The sequence below is a fragment of the Pseudomonas sp. W22_MBD1_FP4 genome, from assembly GCF_052113765.1.
GTDB lineage: Bacteria > Pseudomonadota > Gammaproteobacteria > Pseudomonadales > Pseudomonadaceae > Aquipseudomonas > Aquipseudomonas sivasensis.
Genome location: NZ_JBGQOI010000006.1, coordinates 245,133 through 259,296, shown reverse-complemented (window position 1 = coordinate 259,296; position 14,164 = coordinate 245,133). Strand labels below are relative to the sequence as shown.

General features: G+C 53.9%; 12 protein-coding genes and 1 pseudogene. 9 read left to right on the top strand and 4 right to left on the bottom strand.

Going from position 1 to position 14,164, the window contains the following annotated elements; all coding sequences use genetic code 11:
* The 8 genes and pseudogenes from ACEN2T_RS11005 to ACEN2T_RS10970 form a co-directional block, all read left to right on the top strand.
* On the top strand, positions 1-217 hold a 217-nt coding region (locus ACEN2T_RS11005), incomplete at its 5' end, for a hypothetical protein (RefSeq protein ID WP_442116733.1).
* Between the two features lie 375 nt (positions 218-592).
* Positions 593-949 carry an IS66-like element accessory protein TnpA gene (tnpA, locus tag ACEN2T_RS11000; protein ID WP_229614375.1) on the top strand — a complete coding sequence of 119 codons (357 nt, stop codon included), beginning with the start codon at positions 593-595 and terminating at the stop codon, positions 947-949.
* The gene (gene tnpB / locus ACEN2T_RS10995) at positions 946-1,281 is read left to right on the top strand and encodes an IS66 family insertion sequence element accessory protein TnpB (protein ID WP_150676402.1); all 336 of its coding nucleotides are present in this window, start codon (positions 946-948) and stop codon (positions 1,279-1,281) included. The genes tnpA and tnpB overlap by 4 nt, the downstream gene beginning before the upstream one ends.
* A gap of 61 nt (positions 1,282-1,342) precedes the next feature.
* Complete coding sequence (tnpC, locus tag ACEN2T_RS10990; RefSeq protein ID WP_442116732.1) at positions 1,343-2,878, top strand: IS66 family transposase; 1,536 nt, start codon at positions 1,343-1,345, stop codon at positions 2,876-2,878.
* Positions 2,879-3,089: 211 nt separating this feature from the next.
* Positions 3,090-3,500, top strand: coding sequence for a YybH family protein (locus ACEN2T_RS10985; protein ID WP_005756306.1), 411 nt, complete (start codon positions 3,090-3,092; stop codon positions 3,498-3,500).
* Between the two features lie 1,258 nt (positions 3,501-4,758).
* On the top strand, positions 4,759-6,192 hold the full coding sequence (locus ACEN2T_RS10980; protein WP_183701866.1) for an APC family permease: 1,434 nt from the start codon (positions 4,759-4,761) through the stop codon (positions 6,190-6,192).
* A gap of 737 nt (positions 6,193-6,929) precedes the next feature.
* Positions 6,930-8,249: pseudogene (locus tag ACEN2T_RS10975) on the top strand (PDC sensor domain-containing protein); the annotation flags it as partial.
* Between the two features lie 102 nt (positions 8,250-8,351).
* Entirely contained in the window at positions 8,352-9,107 is a 756-nt protein-coding gene (locus ACEN2T_RS10970) for a methyl-accepting chemotaxis protein (protein WP_416220681.1), read from the top strand.
* Positions 9,108-9,182: 75 nt separating this feature from the next.
* Here ACEN2T_RS10970 and ACEN2T_RS10965 read toward each other — a convergent pair whose 3' ends face one another.
* Positions 9,183-9,323 carry a transposase gene (locus tag ACEN2T_RS10965; RefSeq protein ID WP_183701872.1) on the bottom strand — a complete coding sequence of 47 codons (141 nt, stop codon included), beginning with the start codon at positions 9,321-9,323 and terminating at the stop codon, positions 9,183-9,185.
* Positions 9,324-9,529: 206 nt separating this feature from the next.
* Positions 9,530-9,718 carry a hypothetical protein gene (locus ACEN2T_RS10960; RefSeq protein ID WP_442116731.1) on the bottom strand — a complete coding sequence of 63 codons (189 nt, stop codon included), beginning with the start codon at positions 9,716-9,718 and terminating at the stop codon, positions 9,530-9,532.
* A 1,076-nt stretch (positions 9,719-10,794) separates the two neighbouring features.
* On the opposite strand from ACEN2T_RS10960, the gene ACEN2T_RS10955 reads away from it, so the two are divergent.
* Complete coding sequence (locus ACEN2T_RS10955; protein WP_442116730.1) at positions 10,795-12,282, top strand: aldehyde dehydrogenase family protein; 1,488 nt, start codon at positions 10,795-10,797, stop codon at positions 12,280-12,282.
* Between the two features lie 148 nt (positions 12,283-12,430).
* Here ACEN2T_RS10955 and hpaR read toward each other — a convergent pair whose 3' ends face one another.
* Together hpaR and hpaA are read right to left on the bottom strand one after the other, a co-directional pair.
* Positions 12,431-12,853: a homoprotocatechuate degradation operon regulator HpaR gene (gene hpaR, locus ACEN2T_RS10950; protein WP_442116729.1), complete on the bottom strand. Its 423-nt coding sequence runs from the start codon at positions 12,851-12,853 to the stop codon at positions 12,431-12,433.
* Positions 12,854-13,103: 250 nt separating this feature from the next.
* Complete coding sequence (gene hpaA / locus ACEN2T_RS10945) at positions 13,104-14,009, bottom strand: 4-hydroxyphenylacetate catabolism regulatory protein HpaA (RefSeq protein ID WP_183701880.1); 906 nt, start codon at positions 14,007-14,009, stop codon at positions 13,104-13,106.
* Between the last annotated feature and the right edge of the window lie 155 nt (positions 14,010-14,164).

Here is a 14,164-nt window from a genome sequence, read left to right as displayed (position 1 = left end):
GAACGGCTGCCGTTTTTTGAAAGCGCCTATGGCTCAGCAGTCGAAAAATAGCGGCCTACTTCAGACTATCCCTAAGGATGGCTTTCAGAAGACGGAAATAATGAGCACTCAGCGAGAACCGCGATTTCAGAGAAGTTTTAAACTTAAAAAATTGTTTAACCGGAAATGGAATGACCTCACCGAGTTGGTCTACCGAGGAAACAGCCAGCGTGCATAGCTAGTTCTGATTTTTAGATAATCGGTGTGAGGCGTACCCATTAGTAATGGAGGTCCGCCGCAGATGAGCGTTTATGGTTTCAATCTGAATACGAAAACCTTCTGTCGCCCTATATATGCAGCAGTGTGCTGGTGCAATCTCACTCGCTACGAAGCCCAAACAATCCGGGCGTATTGGTCTCGCCCTTAGAACCTTGCAACCCTCTTTCCCCAATGACCCAATCTTCACATCGCTTTCGAAAGGACTTTAGACGCCATACGCAATGGAGAACTGCCGTATGGCTGCCTCGGGATTTCTGTTCCTTTAGGGTAAGCGTCCGGCGAAGTCACCTACCCGATCCCTGCGATAAGGGCGATGTTCTCCACTTAAAAATACGTGGACACCATCGCCCTTATCTTCAGGATTGCCATGCGCCAAAGAACTTCTTATCCCAAACCTTTCAAAGCCCAAGTCGTCCAGGAATGCCTGCAACCTGGCGTGTCCATGGCCAGCGTAGCCCTGCGCCATGGCATCAATGCTAACCTGGTTCGAAAATGGATACCCGCTTATCGTGATCGTCAGGCGCCGGCGTTGCCCGCTTTCGTCCCGATGAAACTAGAGACCGCGACTCGGCCTGATCAGCAAATGCCGGTCAGTATCGAGATCCCTTTCGGGCAGCAAAAATTAACCGTGCACTGGCCATCTTCAGACCCTGAAGGGTGCGCCCGTTTTATCCGTGAGCTTGCCCAGTGATCCGCATCGACTCTATCTGGCTCGCCACCGAACCCATGGATATGCGCGCCGGTACCGAGACTGCATTGGCCAAAGTGATCGCGGTATTCGGTGCGGCGAAGCCGCACAGTGCTTATCTCTTTGCCAATCGCCGCGCTAACCGGATGAAAGTCCTCGTGCATGACGGGGTGGGCATCTGGCTTGCAGCGCGACGATTAAACCAAGGCAAGTTTCAATGGCCCGGCATCCGTCACGGATCGGAAGTCGAACTCGATAACGAGCAACTTCAAGCCTTGGTACTGGGTCTGCCGTGGCAGCGGGTCGGCGCGGGTGGTTCGATCACAGTGTTGTAGCACCGGCTATTAGCCTATCGGTTTATCGCCGCTGAAGGCCTGCTCTGGCACAATCAGCGGCATGACCTCCTCGCCCAATCTCGACCAGATGACACCTGAACAGCTGCGCGCCTTGGCCGAACAGGCCATTCAGTTGCTGTCCCAAGTCGACTCCATGGGCCAGAAAATCCACCGCCTAGAAACGGTCAACGAGCAACTCGCCCATGAGATCGCCATCCTCAAGCGGCACAAGTTTGCCAAGCGCAGCGAACAGCTCAGTCCTGACCAAGGCAGCTTGCTAGATGACCTGCTCGATGCTGATAATGCAGCCATCGAAGCAGAGCTAAATGCGGTCAATCCGCGACCTGCACCGACCGAGCCACGCCAGAAACCCAAGCGTGCGCCGCTGCCACCACAGTTCCCACGCACCGTGATCCGTCACGAGCCAGAAAATACGCAGTGCACCTGTGGCTGCCAGCTTCAACGCATCGGCGAAGACGTCAGCGAGAAGCTCGATTACACACCCGGCGTGTTCACCGTCGAACAGCATGTGCGTGGGAAATGGGCCTGCCGGCAGTGCGAAACGCTGATCCAGGCGCCGGTGCCGGCCCAGGTAATCGACAAGGGCATCCCGACCGCAGGCCTGCTGGCGCATGTGATGGTGGCGAAATTCGCCGACCACTTGCCGCTGTACCGCCAAGAGAAAATCTTTGGCCGAGCAGGGCTGATGATCGCACGCTCAACGCTGGCACAATGGGTTGGACAAACTGGCGTACAGCTTCAGCCTTTGGTCGATGCGTTGCGCGAATCGGTGCTGGCCGAAAGCGTAATTCATGCCGATGAAACTCCGGTGCAAATGCTGGCACCCGGCGAGAAGAAAACCCACCGAGCGTATGTCTGGGCCTACAGCACGACACCGTTTTCGGCGCTCAAAGCCGTTGTTTACGACTTCAGTCCAAGCCGAGCGGGCGAGCATGCGCGCAACTTCCTCGGCTCTTGGAACGGCAAGTTGGTGTGCGACGACTTTGCCGGCTACAAGGCAGGCTTCGAGAAAGGCATGACTGAAATCGGCTGCATGGCTCATGCCCGCCGCAAGTTTTTTGATCTGCACGTGGCGAATAAAAGCCAGTTGGCCGAACAAGCACTGCACTCGATTGGCGGCCTATATGAAGTTGAACGCCAAACACGAGCCATGAGCGATGAGGATCGTTGGCGAATACGGCAGGAAAAAGCTGCTCCGATAATCGCAACGTTACATGACTGGATGTTGGCCCAGCGCGATCTGGTGCCCAACGGATCAGCAACGGCCAAAGCTCTGGATTACAGCCTTAAACGCTGGGTAGCGCTGACGCGCTACCTTGATGACGGAGCTGTGCCCATCGACAATAATCCAGTCGAAAATCAGATCCGACCATGGGCTCTCGGGCGCTCGAATTGGTTGTTTGCCGGGTCGCTTCGCAGTGGTAAACGAGCGGCGGCGATTATGAGCTTGATCCAGTCTGCCCGGCTGAATGGGCATGATCCGTATGCCTATCTCAAAGATGTGCTAACTCGGTTGCCGGCGCAGCGGGCGAGTGAGATCGGCCAGTTGCTGCCGCATCAGTGGAGACCGGTGTAGTGGCAAACGGTGTGCCCATACAGGATTGTATCAGTTGATTTTCTTGGCTTTATGCGGCAGATTCATGCCATGAACAGTTACAGTTTCCGTTGCGCAAGTTCAATTATTATCGCCTTCACATAGGTGGTGGGGCTGCGTACGATCTGCCGAACCCCGCCTCAAAAGCGGGGTTTTTCATTCCTGCTTCTGAGGCTCATACAGGAGCACAGGAATGGACGCACTTACCCGAACTCTCAAAGAGACAATCGAGGCCGCTGATCGCGCTATCACAGCCGAAGACTTCGACGAACTGATGAAATTTTATGCGGATGACGCCAGTCTCGTGGTCAAACCAGGATTGACCGTCTCAGGCAAAGAGAGCATCCGCCGAGCTTTTGTCGCCATTGCGGATCATTTCAATAACAGCATCGTTGTCACACAGGGGGAGATCCAAGTTATACAAGGAGGTGATGTAGCTCTCGTTATCATGGAGACCTTGCTACAGGCCACGGACAAGGACGGTGTGAAAACTGAGATTTCGCGCAGGGCGACCTACGTGTTTCGACAAATCTCGGAAAAATGGCTATGCGTAGTGGACAACTCCTATGGGACGTCGCTACTTGATAGCGTCGTCGGATCGTAGGACATCAAAAGGGTAGTGCCTACTCCTGCAAGTAGGCTCCATCACCCACAAACGAAAGGCGGCAGTTTAGCTATCAGCAAGGTGTGTCTGCCAGACGCTTACCCTTTAGGAAGCTATATAGAGCCCTATCAACTGACCATCCGCCATTCACGGATGAATTCGTCTGGCTTAAGCCTACTACTTTATAGTTGCCCGGACCGCACCCCAACGGGAAAGGCGACCTTATCAAGCACGTCCCCCCGATGCCCAACGTAAGGAGACTGTAATTCAAGCAAAAAAAGCTGCCCCCCTCCTGCCGCCTGGCTTCCGGCGGGCGCGACCAATCTTGGTAGCTATCTCGCTGATGCTGATTGCGCACTCAGCATCTGCATTGCGCGTCAGACTGGTGTTGCGTGCCGACGCAGCGTGGCGGCCACCTGCCAGGGGGTAGCGCCAGCATACTCGAAGTCAAAGTTGCAATTGTGCTGCACGAAATTCAGTGCTTGGCCGCAATTGATCAGGTCGGTCTGCGCAGTGGAAAGGTGCGGAAAAGCATGGAGCGAGTTGCGCCGACGACTTATGCTCTTCGCCGAGCAGCAGAAGCTCTCTGATCAAGCACGGCTGATATTCGATTGCATCCCGAAGATGATTCGCTCAACGCGCATACCGGGTAAGCCGACCTATTTGTTAGAGGACAGCGCGACGCACCGACACACACAACTGCGTCACGACTGGCGTCAGCGTCAACATCAACGCCGACGCGCAGGCAATACGTAAACTTGCTGTTCGCCGTCAGATCGAACGGAGGCATATTTCAGCGGTAGCAGTCTAACGGCGTAACATCGGAATGCCCGCACAAAAAATAGATGCGCAACATGGTCTCGAGGTTGGAGCTTCCTGCCGACGAGGCCTTAAGGTACAACCCGTCGTTTAGGCCCGGCAGACCAGTCCGGGATAACATCTGTCGAAACCTCCGCGGCGAGTTTGCTTGCACCCACGGTGTTTTCCAGAAAGACTCCTACCTACCGTGCTGGTCGACGTACAGTTGAATCTTGATGCCGTTCATCAAGACGATGTTTACGCTGAAATGTAGCCATTTTTTGAAATTATCCAGAGTCAATCTAGTTCTTTCTTAATACCAACATCTTTTGCGATGGCCGAACTGCATGAGTCGCAACAATGGCGCTGGTCAACAATAAGTGGTCACGGTGAGTCATGTACTGGACCCAGACGCTGTGTCGTAATTGACGTACCATTCAATTATCCAGGACTCCTGCCGATGGCCAATAATGAAAATAATGCCTCACACCTGTCCCAAACGCTTAGATGGACTGATGCGTTTGCCCTCTCCATGGCGGTATCGGGCTCCATATTCGCTTCTTTTGGATTCGCGCTAGGGGCGCTAGGTCCGATCGGAGCACTGCTTCTATGGGTAGGATCAGCAGCAATTGGTGCGTGTCAAAACTGGATCTTTCTTGAAGTCAGCGCCATGTTCCCAAACAAACCAGGCGGCGTTGCAATGATAGCCACTGAAGGTTGGAGACGCCGTTGCGCTCTGGTGGGCCCGATCGCTTCTTTCGGTTACTGGTTGGGCTGGTCAGCAGTACTCGCAATTGTAGGCGTCAGCGCTGGTTCGCTGATTCAAGCACAATGGTTCCCAGAGCAGATCTGGAGCTACCAACTCGGATCAGTGAACATTGGACTTGCACAGTTTATCGGCGTAGGTCTGATAGTGCTTTTCTGGCAGTTCAACCGCTTGGGCGTACAGATGGCAGCGTCCGCCTCAAAATATATGGGCGCCCTGCTATTGGTTCCAATTTTAGTCCTAGCATTTGCTCCGCTCTACAGTGACGCTTGGAAGTTCGAACACTTTCAGAACGCTTGGAATAATTTGCCTGTTGCAGATTGGAATACAGGTCGTACCGCACTGATGTGGCTTTTCCTCATTGCGTGGAGTGCCTACGGCACAGAAATGTGCGCTGCGTTTGGCCCTGAATACCGCAGCAAGAAAGACATGCGTCTGGCCCTAATAACATCTGGTGGTTATACAGTTGCTGTGTTCGCTGCAGTGGCTTTCAGCCTCGGAGGCTTGGCCGATCAGCAGGCAGCAATTGACAATCCGAATGGTTTCTTTATCGGAGCTTTCGATGCAATCTTGGGTAGCGAATACAGCAGCTTCTTCATTAGCACGCTGCTAGTCGGACTATTCATGGGACTGAATGCCTCCCTCGCGGACGGATCGCGTGCCCTATATGGCATGGCACTTGACGGTTTGACGATTCGCCAACTGGGTGTGCTTAACAAGCATCAAGTACCGGGCCGGTGTATGGCTGTCGCAGTCGTAATTAACATTGCAATGGTCTTTCTGCTCTCCTCTCCTCTCGCCATCTTGGTGACTGCTAATATCGGCTATGTGGTATCGATTTTCTTTGCCCTTACTGGGTTTCTGTGGCTCAGGAAAGATGCTGCTGACATTGAAAGACCTGTAAAACTTAGAGCTGGGTGGATTCCGATCGCATGGGTCTTTAGCTTACTGACCGGCCTGATAGTGCTTGTGGGGGCAGCCTCAACGGAACTCGTAGGATACGGTGGGACGAAAGAGCTTTTGATGGGCATAGGTATTCTACTTCTTTCCGTAGTGCTTTATGGTTTACGGAAACTGCAAGACCGCTTTCAACCCGGTGATCCAAAAACTCATCAAAGCGGTCACTGACAATTATGGCATCCGACGGCCAGACCCACTGGCCTTCTCAATTCAAATTCTAGCGCCCGATTTTCGCGATACGGCCCTACTCATTGCTTATTTAAAACACTGAGTAAGCAACATTAGACTCCGCACATTGAGTTTTAGAGCCCCATCTATTCGAAACGAGGATGGGGCTCGTCAACGTGTACGAACCTTAGCTCTGACCGCCAGCAGTAACTGCCGGCACTATAAATACTGTCGAGTGTCATCGCGCTTTCCATTGGCCTGGTCGGCGCACTTTTCATTTACTTGATGCCAGGGCGCCGCCGCTACGTAAGCGTCCGGCCAATTCACCTACCGCATCAGTGGATGCCTGCCGATCGCTACAAGGTGTATTCGCTGGCATAACATAAATAGAACGATCCTTTTCTCATGGCGCTTGGCTCTATCTGACTCAGTGGGGTGGTGACGCTTAGACGCTTAAATGCATAAAGAAACGTTTCAGTCGGCGCGTCACGATGAGAATGACAAACCTTTTTATTTGTGTGTGGGTTTGGAGCACGAAGCACCAGATAATGCCAAAGAGACATTCTGGCGGAAAGAGCGATCATGAAGCGCAGCACTGCTGCCTGCTCGAGGTTAATTGACCGGGCAATCGATGTTGGTACGCATACAAAAACTCGTTACAGATCTGGCTTATTAAAATTGGATCTCGGCCGATGAAGGTACATACACAATAAGAAGTCAGTGGCTCAGGCCAACTGATGGTCAACCCGCACATTGCTCCCAAGCGAGATAACCCAATGCTCGACACTCTCTCCATCCGCTTAAAGATCACCCTTCTCTCCGGATTGTGCCTCTTGGGCGTGATTGGCCTGATCGTCAGCCTGAATCTCTACCAAAGCAGTCAGAACAATCTATTGATCAGTACGTCGAGCAGCAAGATGCTGACGGAAAGCGGGGACGACCTGCTGCAGGCCAAGGCCGCAGAGCAGGCGAGTAAGCTGCAAAGGGCCTTCGGCGATAGTCTGCTGATGCTCACCGTTCTTTCCGACCAAGCCTCCAACTTGCGCACTATGGCCACCCAGCGCGGATTGGCTGCCGCCACGCTGCGTGAAGAACTGACCCAGAGCCTCAAGACCACCTTTGATCACAATCCGCAGATATTGGGGCTTTGGGTGATTTACGAGCCCAATGCGCTGGAAGGTAAAGACAGTGAGTTCACCAACGACGCCGCGCGTGCCTCCAATGAAAAAGGACGTTTTACCAGCGGCTGGAATCGGGGGGCCGGTCAGTCGATCAATATCGTGATTCCCGAAGACGATTTGCAAAAGACCGAGCTGAGTATCAGCGGCGTCCCATATAACAGTTGGTACACCTGTCCGCGAGACACGCGACACACCTGCCTGATGGCACCCTTTATCGATACCCAGGCGGGAATGGCACAACTGATGACCACCCTCTCCATGCCCTTGATTGCCGATGGCAAGGTCATCGGCGTCATTGGCGTGGACCTCGCACTCGGGTCTTTGCAAGCGACCGCCAGTGATGCACAGCAGACGCTGTTCAACGGCTCGGGCCATATGCTGATTGTCTCCGACAGCGGTGTCCTCGCCGCTTACAGCAAGGATGCCAGTCAGATCGGCAAACACATCAGCGTCCCTTTGGGAGATGAAAGCAAGGCAGTGCTCAGCGCATTGCAACTCAAAAAGCCGGTGGTGTTGAGTCAGGACGAATTGATCCGCGCGGTCTACCCCGTTGCGCCCATCCCTGGCGCCGCGGCGTGGGGGGTGGTGATTGACCTGCCCAGGGACGTACTGCTGGCCGACTCATTGGAACTTCAAACATTGCTTAACCAGGCGCAAACCCGGGACACCCTGAAGTCGCTGCTGGTCGCAACAGGCGCTGGACTGCTGGGCCTGCTGCTCATCTGGTTCACCGCCTCTGGCGTAACGCGCCCCATCAACAGGGTCGCTCAGATGCTCAAGGCAATTGCCAGCGGCGACGGCGACCTTACACAGCGGCTGAACTACAGCAAGAAAGACGAACTGGGCGAGTTGGTGAAATGGTTCAACCGTTTCCTCGACAAACTGCAACCTACCATCGCACAGATCAAACAGAGCATTAATGACGCTCGCGGCACTGCCGACCAGTCCTCGGAAATCTCGAGGCAGACCAGTGAAGGGATGCAGGTGCAATTTCGCGAGATCGATCAGTTGGCAACAGCCTCTAACGAAATGAGCGCGACGGCCCATGAAGTCGCGCACAGCGCATCGAGCGCCGCCCAGGCTGCGCAAGGTGCCGACGAAGCGTCAAGAGAAGGCATTACCATCATCGAAAGAAGCACTCGCGACATCAACGCCTTGGCTAGCGAGGTCAGCAAGGCCGTCGCGGAAGTCGAAGCTTTGGCGGTCAACAGCGAGCAAATCGGCTCGGTACTCGAAGTCATCCGCAGCATTGCCGAACAAACCAACCTGTTGGCCCTCAATGCTGCGATTGAGGCGGCGCGGGCCGGGGAAAGCGGTCGTGGTTTTGCGGTGGTCGCCGATGAAGTGCGCAATCTTGCCAAAAGAACCCAGGACTCCGTCGAACAAATCCGACTGGTCATTGAGCGTATCCAGACTGGCACGCGTGGCGTGGTGGCAACCATGCATTCAAGCCAGACGCTGGCCCAGGAGAACGCCGAGCAGATCCAACAAGCAGTGCAGGCATTAGGCAAAATCAGCGATGCGGTGACAGTGATCAGCGATATGAACCTGCAGATAGCAAGTGCGGCGGAGGAACAAAGCTCTGTGGCCGAAGAGGTCAATCGCAATGTCTCAACCATCCGCGGCGTGACCGAAGCGCTGACTGAACAAGCGGCTGAGTCGGCGCAGGTCAGTAGTCAGCTCAATGCACGAGCCAATCAACAAATGAAGCTGATGGATCAGTTCCGCGTATGACGCAAACAGGCTTCGATTACGCGATACGGCCGCAAAAAGGATTTTTCGCAAGGCGTGCTCTGCGCACCGATTTGTTCAGAGCTGCATCCATTTATGTATGAAGTCGGCGTTGATGCCATGGCTCATGACGACACTGGACACGGTTGCGCTAGGTTGCAGGCATTCCTGAACGACCTGGGCCTTGAACAGTTTGGGATAAGAGCTTCGTTGGCGCATGGAAATTCCGGCGATAAGGGCGATCGCGTCCGCTTAAAAATACGCGGACACGATCGTCCTTAATGCTGGGATTTTGAAGGTGTGTTCGCCGGGCGCTTATGCCGCTACGAAACGTCAATCAAATGGACGCCTGTTTCCAAACCAACTGGCAGTGGTGCCAGACTGCACAGGCAGTAGGCCACGTAGTGGCAACGGGTATCAAGACGCTAGTTCAAGTCGAGACCTTCCTCAAGTATGGACTTCTGCACGGCTTCACGACTCTTCACACGCTCGTACCAACCAGCAGATGGGTCGCGGCGCAGGGCATAGAAACTCTGCGCTAATAGCTTCGGTGTGATGCGATACAGCAATGCCATGAACTGCATGCCCTTGTTTCTGCGGGCTGCTTCACCCACACCTTCAAGCCCCATCGAAGCGCAAACAAGCAATCCTTGGTGTCAAAAGCCACCGTGCCGTAACTCTGCGGGCCGCGGAACTGCGCCATCCACCCAGCCGCTTGGCTCTCGGATATCGCCAAACCTGAGGTAGCTAGAAGGCTCACTGATATTAATTGCCGACTGGAGACTCACCGCCCTTATTGCAGTGTTAGACGTAGCGTCGAAATCCCCTGGGAAGACCTCAGTGGCGTGAACGTTTATTTTCTTCGGAATCGCGAACAAAAGAAGGCGCGAGCCGAATCGGTTTTCTGAAACGTTTCCAGCAGATGCCTATGACTAAGAACGTGATTGGAAGGTTTTGGACATCCAATCAGCCCAGAAATCAGTGGCGCGATATCGATCAGTGTCCTAGGGGATGATGTCGTTTTTCATTCCGGGTGAGCATTTGACTTGGCAAAACGGGTAAGGCCACCGAACAATTAGGTACTTGGCCGGCGAAGGGCTCGGTGACGATCCCCTCCAAAAGAGACAGCGCTACATGTGCAGCTGAGTTATCGTTCTGTCATTCGCCAGTATTCCCCAGGTGCGGGCGTCAATTTCAATAAAATAGAATATTGGGCGCTATACTAAATCCCTTTCGAAACGCATAACTGAAGTGGGAAGAGCCGGGAAAGCCAAACTCCAAGGCCACCTACGACACACCAAGTACCTGCGCTTTCTTAAGCCATTAAAATAAATTTTTTCATCGTAAAACAACTCTCTTCTGTAAGCATCAATATAGAATTCTATTTAAACGCGAATAGTGAGCCGGTACGACGACGAATCGCATGCTTCCCATTACTCACAGCCCCCACCCAACAGTTACAGTATCGGTTAAGGTGGGAAGAACCATCTATAATGGTTTGTTCACTACCGTTCTTGATTGCCAGTGTACGGATAAGTCCGATGCAAATGGTTGGTGCCAGGGCGACGTCGGAAGGGAACCTTCAATAATCCTGGCAGGCACAGACATGTGCGCGGCAGCCACAGCCAAGCGAATTAATTCTGCAAGGAATACCCTCATCCCTTTCCCTTATTTGCGACTAGGAAAACCCATGAGCGATATTCCACTGCTGCCTCAAGTTGAGGCCTTTCTCAACCGGAGTCATGCGCTGTTCATCGACGGCGATTACGTTCAGAGCAATTCAAGTCAGACGCTGGACGTGATCAATCCAGCCACCGGCCAAGTCATCGCCCGCGTCGCGGATGCTGACTCTGCGGATATCGATGCAGCCGTGGAGTCGGCTAATCGCGGCTTCAAGCAATGGTCTCAGTCCACACCAGCGACTCGCGGCAATGTACTACTAAAATTGGCGGATCTGCTTGAGCAAAACCGCGAAGAGCTAGCGCAGATCGAAACCTGCCAGTCTGGCAAAATTATCCAGATATCCCGAGCTTTTGAAGTCGACCAAGCTGCGCACTTCCTTCGTTATTACGCTGGCTGGGCGACCAAGATCAGCGGCCAGACTATCACTCCGTCGCTGCCCTCCTTTGCTGGCGAACGCTACACCGCTTACACTCTGCGCGAACCCGTCGGGGTGGTCGTCGGTATCGTGCCGTGGAACTTCTCGACCATGATCGCCATCTGGAAACTTGCTTCGGCGCTGGTGACCGGCTGCAGCATCATAATCAAACCTAGCGAATTCACGCCGCTGACCATCCTGCGCATCGCCGAGTTGGCCATTGACGCAGGACTCCCTGCTGGCGCGCTGAACGTGTTGACGGGTGGTGGACTGGTAGGCAAAGGACTGATCGAACACCCAGGCACGGACAAGGTTTCATTTACCGGTTCTGTACCTACCGGTATCGCCGTCGGCCAAAGTGCCATGGGCGCCGGCTTAACACGTGCCACGCTTGAATTGGGCGGGAAAAACTCTGCGGGTTTTCTGCGCGATGTGAACCTGGACAAAGCTGTCAACGGCATTATTGAAGCCGGCTTTCTGCACTCCGGACAAATCTGTGCCGCCGCCGAACGTTTCTTCTTTCATCGGTCACAAATCGAACCGGTCATGGATAAACTGGCTCAACGCCTAAGCAAACTAAACATTGGCTCGCCGTTGGATGAGCAGACTGAATTTGGTCCCGTCACCAACCGTCAGCATCAACGCAAACTTGGCGAGTTTTTCGCCAAGGCACGGGCAGAAAATAACACCATTATCTACGGCGGTAATCTGATTGACGGCCCAGGCTGTTACGTCGAACCGACGGTGATTCTTGCTAACACCGTTAACGACACGCTGCTCAATGAAGAAACCTTCGGCCCAATAGCAACTTTCTTTCCTTACGACACCGAAGAAGAATTACTGGAGCTGATGAACAATACACCTTACGGCTTGAGTGCCAGCCTCTGGACCAACGACCTGAGTAAAGCGCTGCGCATGGTCCCAGCCATCGAAGCCGGCACCGTATGGGTAAACATGCACACCATGCTCGATCCGGCGGTGCCTTTTGGCGGCAACAAATCCTCTGGCGTAGGCCGTGAGTTTGGCGGGGCGTTTATTGACGATTACACCGAGTTGAAGTCGGTGATGATTCGTTACTGAAAACGATACGCGAACTTCGCGCGGCGTTTCTAAAACTCTGCTGAACAAGGAACAAACCGAACGCTATCCGCGCATCTGAAAAGGTGCGCGGGGACGTTGCAGTTAATTGCCCACCCGAAGCGTGGACACATATGTACCCTTCGAGCTTTCAGGGTTTGATATTTTTAAGCTCGTTAAGCAAAGACAACAACGTCTCCATCTTCTCCGTGCCAAACTGCTCCTGGATCCTTTGATAGTTGCGCTCCATACCTTCGCTCATCGAAACGAAGCATTGCTGGCCTTGCTCAGTCAGCGCCACGAAAACCCGCCGCTGATCCTGGGAAGACTTCTGCCGCCGCACCAGGCCATCGCGTTCCAGTCGAGTGAGCACCCCCGTCATGCTTGGCTTGAGAATGCAGGCTTGGAGCGCCAGCTGATGACTTTCAAGTTCGCCTTGCTGACGCAGTATTCGAATGACCCGCCACTGTTGTTCTGTCAGATCATGCTTGTTAAGCGCCGGGCGAAAAAATGCCATCGCGGCTTCGCGGGCTTGCAATAGCGTCAGCGTCAGTGAAGGTCTCGGATTAGCCATAGTCAAAAATACATGAATGGACGAGTCGGCAGCTTAGTGTTGCCAGCAGGCCAGTGCAAGCCACAGGGCAATGGTCGAATGTTCCTGGTCAACCGTCTACGAATGGCTAATAAACAACCGCACCACCGCGCAGAGACCCTGTGAAAAGTGCAATCGGTTCACCGTAAAAGCCATTCTGCCGTGCCAGTTCGGCGGCCATGATGATCACCACAAGATCAACAAAACCACAGCCAGTAAACCTATGCACTGCTCAACGCAAACCCGGCTGCCGCTGGCGGTACTCCCCCGGAGTGACCTGAGCGTAACGCTGGAAAAACCGACTGAAATAAGCCGGATCCTTAAACCCGAGCTGATAGCATATTTCGTTGGCCGAACTGCCGGTGAACAGCAGCAAGCGTTTGGCCTCCTGCATCAGGCGTTCCATGATCAGGCGTTTGGACGGCAGGTCGGCGATCCGTCGACAAACATCGTTGAGTCGTGCCTCCGTAACCCCGATACCGTCGGCGTAACGCGACAGCGGCCAATGCTGCAGATAGTGAGCTTCAATCAGCTCATTGAAACGGTGGAAGATTTTCAGATCTTCATGCCTAGCAGGCCTCGCCTTCAACGAGTTGGAGCACAAGCGCAACAGGCTGATCATGATCAGTCGCGTCAGGCTGTCCAAGGCAGCGCTACGGCCCGGATGATCGCTCACCACCTCTACGCTCAACTCCTCGAACAGATAATCAAGGCGACGCACCTCTCCCGCGTACTCCGGCCTCAGATGCGCCAACGCGACACACGCCGCCGGAAGTTGAGCGCCGGTGGGCACCAGGCTGGAATCTGCTTCGATCAACTGCCACACCAATTGCTGACGCACCGTCAGTACGTGCCCGTCACTATCGGCCTCTGTCACAAACGAGTGCGGGACGGTGGGCGGCGTGAGGAAGAACATCGGCCCCGACTCGACGTACTGCTGATCGTCCAGATACACCCGCACCGTTCCGCTCTTTACGTAGTGCACCTGGAAGAATCTGTCGTGGCGGTGTACGGGCATGTTCCGACCAAAAAAATCGGCCAGGTTACGGAGCTTGTCGTAATGGACTTCCGCATCGCTGTAGCGCTGGTCGTAGACCTGGCCAATGTTGATGTTGGGAATCGGTTGACGATCGATCATAGCGGTTTACTCAGTTTTTTTGCCTCAGGACCTGCGGTCGCTTTCATCCTGCACCTAATTTTAGATGGCAACCACTACCGGGTATACCGCCGCGCTTGACGGTCATTAACATATTAACTATAACTGTTAACACATTAACGATAAAAGAGCCTGCC

What these genes read in the sequence shown, in the direction of transcription:
- ACEN2T_RS10965 (WP_183701872.1), bottom strand. Translation starts at nt 9,323, where the DNA reads ATGCGCCAACGAAGCTCTTATCCCAAACTGTTCAAGGCCCAGGTCGTT.
- ACEN2T_RS10970 (WP_416220681.1), top strand. Translation starts at nt 8,352, where the DNA reads ATGCAGGTGCAATTTCGCGAGATCGATCAGTTGGCAACAGCCTCTAAC.
- ACEN2T_RS10985 (WP_005756306.1), top strand. Translation starts at nt 3,090, where the DNA reads ATGGACGCACTTACCCGAACTCTCAAAGAGACAATCGAGGCCGCTGAT.
- ACEN2T_RS10955 (WP_442116730.1), top strand. Translation starts at nt 10,795, where the DNA reads ATGAGCGATATTCCACTGCTGCCTCAAGTTGAGGCCTTTCTCAACCGG.
- tnpC (WP_442116732.1), top strand. Translation starts at nt 1,343, where the DNA reads ATGACCTCCTCGCCCAATCTCGACCAGATGACACCTGAACAGCTGCGC.
- hpaR (WP_442116729.1), bottom strand. Translation starts at nt 12,853, where the DNA reads ATGGCTAATCCGAGACCTTCACTGACGCTGACGCTATTGCAAGCCCGC.
- ACEN2T_RS10980 (WP_183701866.1), top strand. Translation starts at nt 4,759, where the DNA reads ATGGCCAATAATGAAAATAATGCCTCACACCTGTCCCAAACGCTTAGA.
- hpaA (WP_183701880.1), bottom strand. Translation starts at nt 14,009, where the DNA reads ATGATCGATCGTCAACCGATTCCCAACATCAACATTGGCCAGGTCTAC.